The organism is Oceanobacillus sp. J11TS1, assembly GCF_018333215.1.
GTDB lineage: Bacteria > Bacillota > Bacilli > Bacillales > Amphibacillaceae > Oceanobacillus.
In genome coordinates, this window is record NZ_BORO01000006.1 from 43,646 (window position 1) to 59,155 (window position 15,510).

The 15,510-nt window shown below is 37.5% G+C and carries 12 protein-coding genes; 10 read left to right on the forward strand and 2 right to left on the reverse strand.

The window, feature by feature from the left end:
• The first annotated feature begins 282 nt into the window (after window positions 1-282).
• The 4 genes from KI343_RS06685 to KI343_RS06700 all read left to right on the forward strand — a co-directional run bounded on the left by KI343_RS06685 (window position 283) and on the right by KI343_RS06700 (window position 4,676).
• The gene (locus KI343_RS06685; protein ID WP_212925667.1) at window positions 283-1,746 is read left to right on the forward strand and encodes an ABC transporter permease; all 1,464 of its coding nucleotides are present in this window, start codon (window positions 283-285) and stop codon (window positions 1,744-1,746) included.
• A gap of 15 nt (window positions 1,747-1,761) precedes the next feature.
• Window positions 1,762-2,433, forward strand: coding sequence for an ABC transporter ATP-binding protein (locus tag KI343_RS06690; RefSeq protein ID WP_212925668.1), 672 nt, complete (start codon window positions 1,762-1,764; stop codon window positions 2,431-2,433).
• Complete coding sequence (locus KI343_RS06695; RefSeq protein WP_212925669.1) at window positions 2,426-3,937, forward strand: PASTA domain-containing protein; 1,512 nt, start codon at window positions 2,426-2,428, stop codon at window positions 3,935-3,937. The genes KI343_RS06690 and KI343_RS06695 overlap by 8 nt, the downstream gene beginning before the upstream one ends.
• A gap of 301 nt (window positions 3,938-4,238) precedes the next feature.
• Window positions 4,239-4,676, forward strand: a complete 438-nt coding sequence (locus tag KI343_RS06700; protein ID WP_212925670.1) for a hypothetical protein — start codon at window positions 4,239-4,241, stop codon at window positions 4,674-4,676.
• 656 nt (window positions 4,677-5,332) lie between these two features.
• Here the strand turns inward: KI343_RS06700 and KI343_RS06705 are convergent.
• A complete protein-coding gene (locus KI343_RS06705) occupies window positions 5,333-6,739 on the reverse strand; it encodes a sodium/glutamate symporter (RefSeq protein ID WP_212925671.1) in 1,407 nt (468 codons plus the stop codon).
• A 458-nt stretch (window positions 6,740-7,197) separates the two neighbouring features.
• Between KI343_RS06705 and KI343_RS06710 the strand changes: the two genes are divergently transcribed.
• From KI343_RS06710 to KI343_RS06730, 5 genes are all read left to right on the forward strand, one after another.
• The gene (locus KI343_RS06710) at window positions 7,198-7,674 is read left to right on the forward strand and encodes an Hsp20/alpha crystallin family protein (RefSeq protein ID WP_212925672.1); all 477 of its coding nucleotides are present in this window, start codon (window positions 7,198-7,200) and stop codon (window positions 7,672-7,674) included.
• 896 nt (window positions 7,675-8,570) lie between these two features.
• Window positions 8,571-9,269 carry a response regulator transcription factor gene (locus tag KI343_RS06715; RefSeq protein WP_212925673.1) on the forward strand — a complete coding sequence of 233 codons (699 nt, stop codon included), beginning with the start codon at window positions 8,571-8,573 and terminating at the stop codon, window positions 9,267-9,269.
• Between the two features lie 23 nt (window positions 9,270-9,292).
• Window positions 9,293-10,294, forward strand: a complete 1,002-nt coding sequence (locus KI343_RS06720; RefSeq protein ID WP_212925674.1) for a sensor histidine kinase — start codon at window positions 9,293-9,295, stop codon at window positions 10,292-10,294.
• Between the two features lie 87 nt (window positions 10,295-10,381).
• Window positions 10,382-11,146 (forward strand): ABC transporter ATP-binding protein, encoded by a 765-nt coding sequence (locus KI343_RS06725; RefSeq protein ID WP_212925675.1) that lies wholly within the window; start codon window positions 10,382-10,384, stop codon window positions 11,144-11,146.
• Window positions 11,121-13,019: an ABC transporter permease gene (locus tag KI343_RS06730; RefSeq protein WP_212925676.1), complete on the forward strand. Its 1,899-nt coding sequence runs from the start codon at window positions 11,121-11,123 to the stop codon at window positions 13,017-13,019. The genes KI343_RS06725 and KI343_RS06730 overlap by 26 nt, the downstream gene beginning before the upstream one ends.
• Before the next feature lie 184 nt (window positions 13,020-13,203).
• Here the strand turns inward: KI343_RS06730 and KI343_RS06735 are convergent, their stop codons facing one another.
• Entirely contained in the window at window positions 13,204-13,635 is a 432-nt protein-coding gene (locus KI343_RS06735) for a GNAT family N-acetyltransferase (protein WP_212925776.1), read from the reverse strand.
• A 122-nt stretch (window positions 13,636-13,757) separates the two neighbouring features.
• On the opposite strand from KI343_RS06735, the gene KI343_RS06740 reads away from it, so the two are divergent.
• Window positions 13,758-15,461: an IS200/IS605 family accessory protein TnpB-related protein gene (locus KI343_RS06740; RefSeq protein WP_244856767.1), complete on the forward strand. Its 1,704-nt coding sequence runs from the start codon at window positions 13,758-13,760 to the stop codon at window positions 15,459-15,461.
• The last annotated feature ends 49 nt before the right edge of the window (window positions 15,462-15,510 follow it).

Genomic DNA, 15,510 nt, shown 5'->3' on the forward strand with positions numbered 1-15,510 from the left:
TAACAAGCTATTTCGGATCGGTCTGAGATAGCTTGTTGTATATAAATAGAAGAAAGTTTTGGATATATTTAAAAATAATGTTGTTTTTGTGATATATTACGAATATAATACATGTAAATGGTGTGTTAATGTATTAATACAGCAAAACGAATGAATAGAGAGGGGATGTATTGTATCTAGAAGCTTACTTGGATAATAGTTTACTAATATTTGAATGGGTATACATAAGCAGAATTTATGAAAAAGTAGTTTTGGAACGATTTTTCAGTGAGGGGGTTTGTAATGAATTTTATTAAACGGGCATTTTTAGGTATTACAAGAAAAAAGGGGAAATCATTAATACTATTAGCAGTTATTTTTATTTTAGGGAATTTAATATCTGGCGCTATTTCAATTCAGCAAGCAACTGGAAACGTGGAGTCAACCATCAAAGAGAGACTAGGGACTGCAGCAACAGTTGATATGGATTATGAAGCTTGGGACAAAATGAGTGAAGAAGAATTGGAAACATTTGAGCCGGAAATGTTAGATATTGATTTGATTAAACAAATCGGCGATCTCTCATATGTGAAATATTATGATTATAATATGACAACCTGGGTGGGGTCAGAAAGTATTGAACCGTATGAAGATGCGGATCTCGGGGAAGGCTTTTTCTCTGGAGATAATATGCCATTTAGGCTGAAAGGAATTAACTATGCTCCAGTAATTGATTTTGAAGAAGGTAAAGCAAAATTAGTAGATGGGCGTGTATTTACAGAGGAAGAGATTGATAATGGTGCTTCTGTAACGGTTATTTCCCAAAAGCTTGCATCTGAAAACAATCTGGAAGTAGGAGATACATTTACGTTATTGAACGCGGTCTACGATTATCCAGAAGATTCAGAGGAAGAAGAACTTATAGGTTCCAGAGATGTTGTATTAGAAGTGATTGGATTATTTGATCCACAATCTGCAAAAGAAGAATCTGATGATAAAAATGAAGATAGCGATATGTTCCTTATGGAGGATATCGAATATCAAAATGCAATGTACGTTCCAAATGCGATTGTATCTGCTGAGGATAATTTCACAATGGAAGTATATGCAGAAAATGATCCAGAATTTGCAGAAATGATGGAAGATGAATCTTTTGAATACTATGAGCCGATTTATTACTTAAATAAACCAGAAGATATTGAAGCATTTAGAGAAGAAGTATTACCGTTATTACCGGAACTTTATACCGTAATCAGTGCGAGTGATCAATACGAAAGAATTTCAGGGCCGATGGAGTCCATGTCAAAACTAGCAAAATATGTTTTGATGGTAGCAGTGGCAGCAACCATTTTGATTACTGGCTTAGTTGTTTTACTATTCTTACGAGATCGCAAACGTGAATTAGGTATTTATTTATCTTTAGGTGAAAAGAGAAGTAAGGTGATTGGCCAAATTTTAATTGAAGTCATGGTCGTTGCCATTGTTGGAATCACACTATCCTTGTTCAGCGGAAATCTATTGGCGGGACAGGTATCAGATACCATCATGAAATCGAATGATAATGAAAGTGAGTACTTTGAAGGTGTTTACTATGAAAACCTGGAAAGCAATTTGACGACAGAGGACGTGCTAGATTCCTATGAAGTAGAGCTTAACTCAAGTTATGTACTAGGATTCTATGGTATCGGGTTATTAACCATTTTAATTTCAACGATTATTCCATTAATTTATATTGTACGGTTGAATCCGAAGAAAATACTGATGTAATAGAGAGGTGAAATCATGATATTAGAAGCAAAGGATTTAAATTATTATTATCAGGATGGCGAACAGCGCCGTTATATTTTAAAAGATACATCCGTCTCTTTTGAGAAGGGGAAGTTTTATACCATTCTAGGGCAGTCCGGCTCCGGGAAAACCACCTTATTATCGTTACTCAGTGCCTTGGATTCACCACATAGCGGAGAAGTGTTATTTAATGAAGAGGATATAAAGAAAATTGGCTATGAAAAATATCGCCGTAATAATATCGGGATTATTTTTCAGAGTTATAATCTGATTCCAACCTTAACAGCTGTGGAAAATGTACTGGTTCCCATGTCGATTACGGAAAACGACATTCCGGAAGATACCAAAACAGTAGCCTATAATTTACTAGATTACATCGGTATTGTAAGAAACAAAGCAGATCGTCTGGTTAATAAGCTCTCTGGGGGAGAGCAGCAGCGTGTGGCTATTGCTCGTGCCTTAGCAACCAATGTGGAACTGATTCTTGCCGATGAGCCTACAGGAAATCTTGATGAAGATATGGAGCAGGAAATCATTGATATCTTTAAAAAGTTAGCGCATGAACATGGAAAATGTGTCATTGTAGTAACGCACTCTAATGAAATTGCTTTACAGTCCGATCAGGCATTTCATTTGAGGAAGGGTGTACTGTCTCCTTATGAGTGATTTTTTATCAAAGTTTAATAAAGACAAGTATGATGATTTGGTGAATGAAAAAGAAGATAAGGAAAGAGATGACAAGAAAGCGGTAAAGGCTGAAAAAACAGAGCCAAGGCAAGAGCAGGCCTCTGCTGTGGAAAGAGAAGAGACAGTCTCTGAGAGAAAGGCTCCTATAAAGTCAGAGCCTCTTTCTTCTAGAAGCAGCCGCCGTCAGGATGCGGAAGAAGAAATAGAGATTGACCTGGATTATCGCAGGAAAAAGAAACGCCGGATGGTCCTGATTATCGCGGGTGCTGTCTTAGCTTGTATTTTGATTTTCTTCCTATATTATATGCTTGTACACGTAAAGGTTGAAAATTTTGTGGGCAAGCCGGTTTCTGATGTACGTGCTTGGGCACAGGAAAATGATGTCGAGGTCGAATTGGAACAAGAATATAGCATGGAGCATGATGCAAACGCAGTGATTTCGCAAAGTGTCCCAGAAGGCAAAAGAATTCGGAAAGGTAAGACACTTACGCTCACAAGCAGTCTCGGTCCTGACCCTGAAGAGGTTATTCCGCTTGCTGACTTTTCGGAAATGAGTCAAGAAGAAGCACAGAATTGGATTGATGAAAATAAAGCAGAAAACCTGCAGATGGTCACAGAATATAGTGACGATATTGAGGAAGGAAACTTTATTAAATTTTCCATCAAGGATAGCAATATAGATGCATCAGAATACAAACGGAAAGATAGTGCCGCTGTCTACTATTCCAAAGGGAAAGAAGTTTTTGAGAAGAATATTACGATCCCTGACTTTACAGGAAAACCTAAAGAGGAAGTAGAGAAATGGGCAGAAACGAATGAAATCGAGATGACCTATGAAGAAGCTGATTCGGAAAGCGTTGAAGCAGGTAATATCATTAGTCAAAGTGAAGCCCCGGATGAAAAAATTGCGAAAAGGGATGAAATGAAAGTCGTCGTGTCAGTAGGAGAAGCAATAGTCGTTCCTAATTTTGGAGAAGTGACCCCAGAAGAAGCGGCGATGAATTATCCAGATCTAAACGTGACAGTCAAACAAGTTTTTCATGCAGATGTTTCCTATGGAACAATGATTGCACAATCGATTGAGCCAGATACAAAGCTGACGGAAAAAGACGATAAAAATATTACCGTTACGTATTCGCAGGGGAAACCATATTTGCATGATTTCCGCGGACAATCAGAAGGTGATTTGCCAAGATTGTTTTATGAACAATATAAGTCAAAAGGCGCTGATATCAACTATATTGTAAAGTATGTTGATTCACCGGAAGTCAAAGGTACCGTGGTTGACATGGGTGTATTTAACGAATTTGTGCCAATGACCTACACAGTGGAGATACGTATTAGCAATAATGCTTCCGCGCCGCCGAATCCACCAGACTTCTCGGAAGGGCAGCAAAATATATATCCTGAACCGGACGTAGGTGAAGGTGAGCCTGAAGGTAATTTAGGAGAAGAGGAAGACCTCGGAATGGATGAGGAATAGACGGTATCTAGCATTAACATCAGATACAAATAAATGAACGTGGACAGGAGCACACCTTTTATGAAGGACAGTGCTCCTGTTTTTCACTTTTAGAAGGAGGACAGTGTATCCATTTGTAATGTATGGCCTCTCTGTTCCGAATGACTAGTTGGTATTGATGCATTTTAATTTAGGTGAATATTGGTACAAGGAATATATCCAAGAAGGCCTCATTATAGTGATGAAATGGCAAATAGCACTCATATTCTATTCAACCATTGGAAAATAAAATTTTGTGATTTTAGAAAGAAGGGAAATCCGTATGGAATTTGAAGATAAATTAGAAGAGATTTTCAATGATACAGAAGCTAGTATACAAGTTAAGATAAATCGTATTGCTGATATTGGAGATTACTTACAATATGGAGATATTGATAAAGAAACAACAGTTAAATATTTAGATATATTGATTAGATATCTAGTTCAGCAAGATGATGATGATATGAAAGAAGAGATTCTCGGAATCATTCTTGATACGGAAGATTCTAAAGTTGTCGATGAAGAGTTAAATTTAACACCTATAGTTTCCAATTTATCTATTTTTAATGAGCAGTGTATCAGTTATATCTTATCAATTTTAGGCTATTCAGGAAAAGAACAGTATAGAATATTGATAGAAAGTTTCAAAGATAATCCAAAGCTTAAAGATGATGTAGAAGATGCATCGTATGAATTGAATTACAGGATTAAAAATAATTAAATTTTATAAAAATAGTATCAGAATATAATGTTACGTTACGATTTTTTAGAGGAGTGATAGGATGAGATTTGATTGCTTCTAAGAAGTCACATCCTTCTATTGAAGGAATCTTTGGAGTTGAATATAGAATACCTAGAAAAGATAAGACTGGAAACATTAAAATTTAGAGGTTATCTAAATGAAGCCGGGGAGGTAACTAACTTTTTCCCGACTTTAGATTAAAGATGATAGGAGGAAATAGAGTGGTTAAAGAATATGAACTAGTTGAGGATAAAGAAAAAATTGATAAACTGATGTCAATACATTTTAATTTTATAAATGGAGATTATATAAAAAAGCATTGAAACATTTTGCAAATAAAGAAGGATATGGACAAGAAATAATACTAATAAGGTCGCCGATTGATTCATTTTCACTACAAGCTGATTTTACGCTGTTTAATGCTTTACCTGTTGCTTTGACTTTAAATTCTAAAAACGCCAAGCGATTATTATTTATTGCTCTTTAATTCTTCACGGGCAGGTTCATGGATATTCTAGTGTTAGCTTCATTGGTGCACATCCAGTGAAGAAATACACGAAACTAAATTTCTCTAAAGATACTATAGTGAGAAAAAAGCAACAACATGAAATAGTACTCATGCTGTTGCTTATACACTAATCGAATTCTTTCATTTTTCCAAAGTATAATGTACCTAATAACCAAAATGCAGTGGTTAATAAAATCACTGCTATTAATACAGGAATTGCTCCAAATTGGATGATAAACGGTACGGAAGCAGCAGTTACAAGTCCACCACCAACCATTGGTTCAAATAATATTTGTTTATAACCAAACGCATTGAGTGCAGGGGATTTATTCTCTGGATCCACGATACGCATAAGCATTATTCCTGTTGCCGCAACACCGGTACTTTGACCAAAATCTCCAATTCCTCGTTCAAACCAGTAACTTGGAATCATTCTAGGTCCGAGATATAGGAAGAGGAAGATATTAAGAGCTATACCAACAACGGCAAGTAAAATAAATGGAATGATATTAGCTCCAATTACTTGCAAGCTTAGTGAAGCCATGGCGCTAATAATTAGAAAATCTAATGCTACTCCTTGAATCGTGTTAATTGTATCTCGATCAACTAATTCATGATGATCAAAACGGGATAGAAAGATTTGGACAATTATCCCGCCAATCATTGCAAATGGAAACAAAGGAACATATTCAAATAAATAAATATCCAGTGCACTTCCATACGTTGCAGCTTCTAACCAAATAAACGCTTCTAATAGTACATAACCAATGAAAATCGAAATACCAATTAGCCCTAAATGAAATGCGAATGGTTCAATCGATAGCGGGGAGGTAGTTTTTGTACCTGCTGATTCACGGTGTTCTTTATTTATAATCCCCGTTTGTTGCTCAAAAGAAATCTCATCGGGATGATGTAACGTCTGAGATTTCCCTTTGCGTGCAGCCCAATTCACCATAATCATACCAATTACTACGCCGGACAGTATTCCTGCTGTTGCTAAACCAATAGCAAGGTCATAACCTTCGGAGAATCCAAGTTCCTCAAATGTACTTTGTAATCCTGCAGCGGTGCCATGACCACCAACAAAGCTAATTTCAATGAGTGCTCCTGCTGCAGGACTAAGTCCAAAGAGGGGGGTTAATACGGTAAGCGCTAGTAATATACCCGCTGCGTATTGAGCCCAAGATATTGTATAGCCTAAGGCTATTTGCGGTCCACCAATCTTCCACATCTTTTTAGGTTTTGGTAAGACAAATCCAATAAATAAACATGCAAAAACAATATTAATCAATAGCTCAGGTAAACCCGTCCAAACTTCTACTATATCTTCAGTAAAGAAGCCAGCATCAAGAAAGCCATCTGTAGTTAGACGACCTAATACTTCAGGCCCCAATAAGAGTGCTAAGAAACCGCCTATCAAAGAAGTAGGTAAGAAGAGTTTTTGAAGGATAGGGATTTTCAGACGAATAAGCTTCCCGATTACGAGCAGAGCGGCTAGTATAATAATAGCAAAACCGACAATTTGTAAGGACATAGATAGACCCCTTTCATAAAGTTATTAGATCGTGTTCAAGTGAAAATGAAATAAAAAATATTGAACTTCACTATACCCGTCATAACTCTATGAAAAACATGACATTTGTTGGCTATTTTTTAGAGAGATCCTAAATTTTTGAGATCCTATGTTTAAAAATTTATTCATGTGGTAAATTATAAATAGAAATTAGCACTTGAACTTGTTGAGTGCTAATGCATATAATCTGTTTACAAGGAGGTGATCGGTTATGCTTAAATTGAATTCTTTTAATAGAAAAGATAACTCTAGTATTGTGTATGTTGAAAAAGGTTATCTCTCAAGCATGATTGATAACCTCTTTAATGGTCGGTGGTCCAAGGGGGACTTGCCTTTTGGACGAAGGTTAGCACCTTGAGATATTTTAAGCGGGTTTTATTGTTTTACAAAAAGTAAAATATCAATAGGAGTGATTAGTTATGGCAGGATTAATTCCTTTCAACAGAAAGAATCGAAATGTTGTGAGCGCTAGTCCTAAAAATCCATTTAATATGATTGATGACTTCTTTGACGAAGCTTTTAACGATTTTCCAATATTAAGAAGAAATCTTATTACTGACCCCTTCAAGGTTGATGTAAAAGAAGAAGATGAGAAATATTTTATTGAGGCGGAACTCCCTGGCGTTAAAAAAGAGGATGTAGATATTAACCTAAATGATGATGGCAGGCTCTCTATTTCTGTTAATAGAGAAGAAAAAGTGGAAAAGAAAGACGATGACAGTGCTTATATCCACAGAGAAAGACGCCGTGATTCTATGCAGAGATCCTTATATTTGACAGACGCTAACCCGGATGGAAGAGTTCATGCAAGGATGGAAAACGGTGTATTAGAAGTAACAGTAGAAAAGGAAGAACAAGAGCAGATTAATAATGGTCGTAAAATTGAAATAGAATAATATGATGATTCACCACTGAATCCCCTTTGCGAAATTTATCGCAAAGGGGATTTTTAATCTATATACCGTCAAAATCACTAGAGTTTATCATTAAAGATTACTGTGATTAATGATTAGAAACGTTACGTGTTGTTTGTCACCACATTGCCAGTCAGTACCACTAACTCAAAAAAATAAGTGGATAAGATATTAAATTATTAAATTGAAGAAGTAATTCAGGAAGGATTAATATTTGGTGTTAATATTATTTTTCGTGGCAGTATGGAGATTATATATGGGAAGTAAGCTATAATGATGAAGTAAGATTAGGTAGTCCTTGGACAGTTTATTCTCGATTATTAGGATAAAAATGCCGGCTTTTAGAAACTATGATGAACAGGAAGAGTTATTAAAAGAATCATTTGAAATGTACGAGGAATTTAAAGCGATTTTGATAAAAGAGTATTTGGGCTAATAGCGTTCAATTTAATGGGATGTTAAACCTTACCTTAAAAAGGGGCAACATCCCTTTTTGTTTAGCTATAAAAATAGGTCTTTGATCATTTCTTCTTTAAAACTCCCTGGAGACGGCTGTTCCAATCCTCAAGAAAGCATCCGAACGCAGCTCTCTGTCTATACTTTAGTAATTTGCTGTTCATTAGATTCATTGTTATATCCTAAAAGATATATCATAATTCCCTCTCCATCGTTTATCACAATTATCTTCTGTGGTTACCACATAGTAGTCTTCTACAGGAACCCGTAATATCCAGTCTATTAATAGGGCAATTCCATCTATATTTTGGTGAAGGGGCACTGCTGCGATGGTTCAGTTTTTGTGGGAACTGTGAATCTATGCCATAATTACTTTAGAAAAACGTAAACATTTCAGCGATGCCCGTAGAGGAGGAAAATAGATGCAGACCATTATGATAGTAGAAGATGATCCGAAGATTTCGAAGCATCTGCAGGACTATATCGAAAAATATGGTTATCAGGTATCTTTTATCAAGGATTTTGAAAGAATTATGGAAGTGTTTCAAGAGACAAAGCCTGATTTGGTGCTTCTAGATATTAATTTACCGAGCTATGATGGCTATTATTGGTGTAGGCAAATTCGCCAAACATCTACTTGCCCGGTGATTTTTATTTCTGCTCGAACTGGTGAGATGGATCAAGTCATGGCACTGGAGAACGGTGGCGATGATTTTATAACGAAGCCGTTCAGTGCTGAAATTGTGATGGCCAAAATACGCAGTCAGCTGCGGCGTGCGTACGGGGAATATGCACATGACGCCAAAGAACGTTTCTTAGAAGTAGAAGGATTAAAGCTTTTTCCGGAGCGGTTGGAATTAACGTTTGATGGAAAAGATACACAATTGTCCAAAAAAGAAGCAGATATTATAGAGAGCTTGATGAATCGTTATCCGCGCGTTGCCGGCAGGGAAGATTTACTGGTGAAACTTTGGGATGACCAGACTTATGTGGATGAAAATACATTGAATGTCAATATAACAAGAGTACGGAAAAAGCTGCAGTCTGTCGGGATAGAGGATGGCGTTGAAACGGTCAGAAGTGTTGGTTACCGGTTGAAAAGCACGCTTAAAGAAGAATGATGTAACTAAAAAGGAGATTTGCAATGAAGCTATTTTTAAAGGAACATGCTTTACTGATTGCTCTTAACATACTACAATTTGCTGCTATTTTACTTATTTATTGGCTGGATGGTTATCGAAATCTGCTGCCGGCTTTATATGCAATTTTTATCGGATTCTTTTTTCTTGCTTGCTATCTTTTTTATCAATATTTCAGTCGGCGTGCATTCTATCAACGATTAAGCAGACCTCTAGAGACATTGGATGAATCATTGCAGAAGAACAGCCAGCACCCTGTTTCAGAAGCTTTGAATGAACTTTTGCGGAGCCAATATAAACATTATCAGCAGCAGATAAATAGCATTGAAAAAGAAAGAGAAGAACATCTCCAATTGATGGATCACTGGGTGCATCAGATGAAAACGCCGCTCTCCGTCATTGAGCTTACAGCGCAAAATTTGGACGAGCCAGATTCGTCAAGTATTCGGGAGGAAACCGAGCGAATGAAATCTGGGTTAAATACAATTCTTTATATGGCAAGGCTGCGGACAATTGAACAGGATTTTCATATCAAGCCAATCCATTTGGCATCATTGGTTCATGAGGTAAATGGAGAAAATAAACGATTCTACATACGTAATAAGGTCTATCCGAAAGTGGAAGAAAGAACAGAAGGATTGACGGTGCAAACAGATGAAAAGTGGCTTTTCTTTATTCTGACGCAGCTTATTTTAAATGCAGTGAAATACTCTGCAGGAAAAAGTAACTCGATTCTTATTTCTGTTTATAAAAGAGAAAAAGAAGCTGTTTTGGAAGTGAAAGACTTTGGAATAGGGATACCTGAAGCGGACAAAAAACGTATTTTTGATGCTTTTTATACAGGAGAAAATGGCAGGGAATTCAGAGAATCTACGGGGATGGGGCTATATTTGATAAAAGAGGCAGTGGAGCACCTTCATCATCATATTGAATTTGAGTCACAGGTCGGAGAGGGTACAACGTTTCGAATTATCTTCACGGAAACGCAAAACCTTACAACAATGTAAGGTAACTGAAAGGAATTTCGATAGTTTCTTCCTCGTATCTAGCGGTATACTCATCTTAAATCAAACGATAAGGAAGGAAGTATTTACATGTTGAAAATAAGACAGGTCAGTAAAGTATACGAAGGAAGGATCGCCTATCGTGCGCTGTCAGACATCAATTTGACAGTAGAGGATAATGAATTTGTTGGGATTATGGGACCCTCCGGGAGCGGCAAAACCACTTTGTTGAATATGATTGCCACCATTGACGAACCGACAACTGGAGAGATCTTAATTAACGGGGAAAATCCGCATCGTCTGAAAAAGGAAAAGTTAGCGCAATTCCGCAGACGAGAATTAGGATTTGTCTTTCAGGATTTTAATCTGCTTCATACACTAACCGTGGAAGAAAATATGGTGCTGCCACTAACGCTTGATGGTAAAAAAGTAAGTGAAATGAAGGAAAAAGCAAAGAACATCGCTAAAAAGCTGGGGATAACAGAAATAATGAATAAAAGAACGTATGAAATTTCCGGCGGTCAGGCACAGAGAGCAGCTGTTGCCAGGGCCATGATTCATACGCCGAAGCTGCTCCTGGCAGATGAACCGACAGGAAATCTGGATTCGAAATCCTCTAAAGATGTGATGGAAATGCTGGAGTCGATTAATGAGAAGGAAAAAACAACGATGCTTTTGGTAACACATGATCCGCAGGCTGCGAGCTATTGCAATCGTGTGGTGTTCATCCGTGATGGGAAGTTTTATTCGGAAATTCACCGGGGAGATAATCGACAAGCTTTTTTTCAAAAGATTATCGACACGCTCTCATTAATGGGAGGGGATTCCAATGACGTTTCGTCAGTTCGCGTTTAATAATGTAATCCGAAATAAACGGCTGTATGCTGCGTACTTTCTGTCCAGCCTTTTTACGGTAATGGTGTTTTTTACATTTTCCATTTTTGCTTCTCACCCGCAGTTGACAGGGGATAATATGGATTCTTACGTGAGCTTTGGAATGAATGTTGCAGCAGGAATTATTTATGTATTTTCCTTTTTCTTTGTGCTCTATTCGATGAGTTCATTCTTACAATCGAGAAAAAAAGAATTCGGCTTATTAATGATTCAAGGGATGAGCATGAAGCAGATCCGCTCGATGGTATTCTTGGAAAATATGTTTATTGGCTTTATAGCTACCATTGGCGGTATTGGGTTAGGCCTTGTTTTTGCCAAAGGAATTTTACTCGTTGCGGAAAATGTGCTTATTATTGATAATGAACTGCCATTTTATTTTCCAACACAGCCCATTTTGCTTACGTTTGGCTGCTTTATCCTATTATTTTTCTTCATTTCTATATTTGTGTCTTATATTTTGCGGAGCCGGAAGTTAATTGACTTAATCAAAGGTGATAAAAAGTCAAAGGGAGAGCCAAAAGCAAATATATTTTTAACGATCTTGGGAGTTCTTTTGCTTGGATCAGGATATGCTGTTGCTTTGACAGTCGATGGATTAATGGTAATTGCCGCAATGATTCCGGTTATCATTGTTGTTATCATTGGAACGTACCTCCTGTTTACGCAGTTAAGTGTATTTATCATTCGCAGATTAAAGAGAAAGGAGAATTTCTTCTGGCATAAAACAAATATGATATTGCTTTCCGATCTTTCTTTTCGCATGAAGGATAATGCAAGATCCTTTTTCTTAGTAGCAATTATTTCTACGGTTGCTTTTAGTGCAATTGGCACGCTGTATGGTTTTCAGTCGTATATCACGGCAGGACTAAAGCAGGTGAATCAAACTACCGTTTCTTATCAGGATAATGATACTGGAAATGAGGAAGCAAATGTTGCGTATATTGATGACACGCTGGATAAAGCAAACATTGACATGGATAAAGAGCGCGTAACGCTTCATTACTATAAACTCCCTGATGATTCAGAGGTTTTAATTGCAAAAGAATCTGACTATAACCGAATCGCGAATTTAAGTGATAATGAAACCCTTCATGTAGAAGATGGGGCCCCAGTTTTGATGGGGCCTGAAATGACTTTGCTTGGTGTCGGCGGAGAAACGTCGCATGAAGAGGAAGCAGAAGCATTAAAAGATGCTGTGCTTGAATTAGACAATGACACTATTTTGGAACCTGCACAGATGGTAGCTTCTAATGTATTGCCTTCTACTACAGCGTATTATGTAGTTTCTGATCATGATTTTGAGAGCTTACCCGAACCTGCCACAGGGGAAAATTATTATGCTTGGCAGGAAACGGCGGATAAAGAAATTCCATTAGAGATAGCAGAGAAATTAGATAGTAAGTTGTCTGCAGAAGGAATCCGGATAGGTCACTATGAAGAATATATAATGAACAAAATGTATGGTCCAATTCTATTTGTCGGCCTATTTATCGGTATCGTCTTTTTCGTATCAGCAGGAAGCTTTCTTTACTTCCGACTGTATTCCGATTTAGACGAAGATAAGAAAAAGTTCCAAGCGATAACGAAAATGGGACTAACAGAGAAAGAATTGAAGAAAGTATTAAACAGACAAACAGCACTTCTTTTCTTTGCACCGATTGCAGTAGCACTGATTCACGGTGCTGTAGCACTAACTGCACTGTCGAATATGTTTTTCTACAGCCTCTTAAAGGAATCCACAATGGTGCTCAGTTTGTTCTTAGTCATTCAAATCGTCTATTTCTTTATTGTCCGTTTCTATTATATCAGGCAGGTCAAACAGGCATTGCAATAATTGAAGCCTCTCTCTAAACTTAAAATGGTTCAGAGAGAGGCTTTTCATTGCGCTTTGAAAGAGTGTATAAATGAAGGATAATAAAGTATAGTCTGGTGATTTTGAATGGAATATCGTTGTAACAGAACTAGTATGCATATCGTTGTTATTGCTGTACAAGCTTTGGTAGAAAGAGAGAAAATAATCAGCTTTCTCTTTCTTTCAGCCATTCCCTTTTTAGAATGGACATCAGATAAGCATCCCGATAAGTACCGTTTGTGTAAAAGTGCTCTCTAAAATTGCCATCAACTTTAAAACCTTGACTTTCATAAATATGGAAAGCTTTATCATTTTCTGTATCGACATATAGATAGACTTTATGCATGTTTAGAATTTCAAAAGCATACTTAATGGTTTCCTGGAAAGCATATTTTGCATACCCTTTACCGCCAAATTCAGGTTTGATAATAATTTGAATTTCGCAGTTGCGATGAATAAAATTAATTTCTACAAGCTCTACAATGCCAACAGGAAAATCATTATCCTCCACAATAAATCTCCTTTCTGTTTCATCCAGAAGAAATTTATTATTTCCAAGCGAGAAGACTCCATCCTCCAAAGCAGGGTGGAGATGAATCCCGCCCCTGTTCTCCGACCTTCGAAATAAAAATTACAATCATTTGTTCGTAAAATGATGGAAAGGAAACGAATGTTCCTGTATAATAGGGTATAACATAAAGAAGAAAAGGGGTCTACATGATGGCAATGAGAGCGTTCTTTTCCAACCGAATCTATAAAAATACGCTGCTATCCTCAATGGTACTTGCTATAGGGGATACATTGCGTCAATTTAATCGCGTCAAGCAATTCGCCTTTGATAAAATGGTTAAAGAAAAGCGTTCGGGCGAGCAGCGAAGAAATAAGTCGCTTCATTTGCTCGTCAAACAACAATTCCAACTGGATGACTATTATGCCAATAGTGTCATCCAAGCTGCAAAAGCCCATATCAAAAGTCTTGAAGAACTCAAAACGCTTTACTTAACAGATACAAAAGCACAGATCAGTACAATCAAGAAAAAAATAAAAAAGGAACGCAGCAAATTAACCTCCCTAAAAAAGATTAAAAAATCCTTCATCCAAGACAAACCCAAGTTTCCAAAGAACGCTAGAGAACAAAAGAAAGGCCATTACTATACGGTAAGCTACAAAAATTATACAGATATCTATTCGCATGCGTATGCATTTGAACATTTGTATCTAGACCCAAAAATAAAGGGAATCCAACATAAATTAGGCATTCTGACATCCAGACTCAACCGCAAAGAAGAAGCATTAAGACAGTTAAAGTCCCGCATTCCAAGTGCTGTATTTGGTACAAGAAAATATTTCAAAGCGCAACACACCAAGGCATGTTATACCGAAGATCATGATGCATGGCTAGAAGGGTGGCGCAAGTCCCGCTATAGTAAAATGACACTTTCCGGGAGAAAAGATGCTGCTTACGGCAATTTCGTTTTCCGATATAATCCGGACAACCATCTCTTGCATATGAAGACACCAAATGGACAAGTGCGCCTGGAAAATGTCGTGTTTGCTTATGGGCAGGAAATCATAGACGAGGCTATCCAAACGCAGCGTGCTTGCAAGGACAAAAAGAAACATGGCAAACCCATCGCCTGGTCATTGGAAGACCATGGTATGTACTATATCGTCAAGTGTCTGGTCGATGTGGCACCAAATCCGCATACTAACTATGCCAAATCGTCCGGTATCATTGGAGTGGACTTAAATGTTGACCATTTTGCCGTTTCCAACATGAACGAAAAAGGACAACTGGTGGCATCTTGTACGATTCCCTTTGACCTAGAGAAAAAAACAACGGGACAAGCTGTTAAAATCATAGAAGCAGCAGCTATTCAAGTGGTAGATATTGCGCATGCAGAAAAGAAACCAATTGCAATGGAAAAATTGGCTATCACCCCATCCAAAGTGATCAATCCATATGGCAACAAAAAGTCAAACCGCAAAATATCCATGTTTGCCTACCGTAAAATGATGCAAGCAATAAAAGCCAGAGCAGAAAAGATTGGAGTGGCCGTATTTGAAGTCAACCCTGCTTTTACCAGTCAAATTGGCAAAATGAAATACATGAAACGCTTCGGCATATCCATTCATGAGGCAGCAAGTTTTGTCATTGCCAGAAGAGCGATGGGATTCAAAGAAAAACTTCCACCAGTGTTGCGTGCACTATTACCGGAGAAGATGATGGGTGCGCACCACTGGGCGCAGTGGAAGTATGTTTCTCAACACCTGAAAGAGATTCGCACACACGCATTCTATCTTTCAGAACTTTTCGATGTAGATAGGTTTGACCAAACAGGTGAATGCTTTGTTGCAGGCGCTTTAACAGGCATGGAACAAAACAGTTTGTCGAAATCGAAAAGTAGAAAACCCATATCCTAGTTGAACGGGATATGGTCATACGATGTGTATGGTCCGATTTTTTAATCGG

Coding starts and splice junctions, on each gene's coding strand:
- KI343_RS06685 (WP_212925667.1), top strand. CDS start 283: ATGAATTTTATTAAACGGGCATTTTTAGGTATTACAAGAAAAAAGGGG.
- KI343_RS06700 (WP_212925670.1), top strand. CDS start 4,239: ATGGAATTTGAAGATAAATTAGAAGAGATTTTCAATGATACAGAAGCT.
- KI343_RS06690 (WP_212925668.1), top strand. CDS start 1,762: ATGATATTAGAAGCAAAGGATTTAAATTATTATTATCAGGATGGCGAA.
- KI343_RS06740 (WP_244856767.1), top strand. CDS start 13,758: ATGGCAATGAGAGCGTTCTTTTCCAACCGAATCTATAAAAATACGCTG.
- KI343_RS06715 (WP_212925673.1), top strand. CDS start 8,571: ATGCAGACCATTATGATAGTAGAAGATGATCCGAAGATTTCGAAGCAT.
- KI343_RS06705 (WP_212925671.1), bottom strand. CDS start 6,739: ATGTCCTTACAAATTGTCGGTTTTGCTATTATTATACTAGCCGCTCTG.
- KI343_RS06720 (WP_212925674.1), top strand. CDS start 9,293: ATGAAGCTATTTTTAAAGGAACATGCTTTACTGATTGCTCTTAACATA.
- KI343_RS06695 (WP_212925669.1), top strand. CDS start 2,426: ATGAGTGATTTTTTATCAAAGTTTAATAAAGACAAGTATGATGATTTG.
- KI343_RS06730 (WP_212925676.1), top strand. CDS start 11,121: ATGACGTTTCGTCAGTTCGCGTTTAATAATGTAATCCGAAATAAACGG.
- KI343_RS06710 (WP_212925672.1), top strand. CDS start 7,198: ATGGCAGGATTAATTCCTTTCAACAGAAAGAATCGAAATGTTGTGAGC.
- KI343_RS06725 (WP_212925675.1), top strand. CDS start 10,382: ATGTTGAAAATAAGACAGGTCAGTAAAGTATACGAAGGAAGGATCGCC.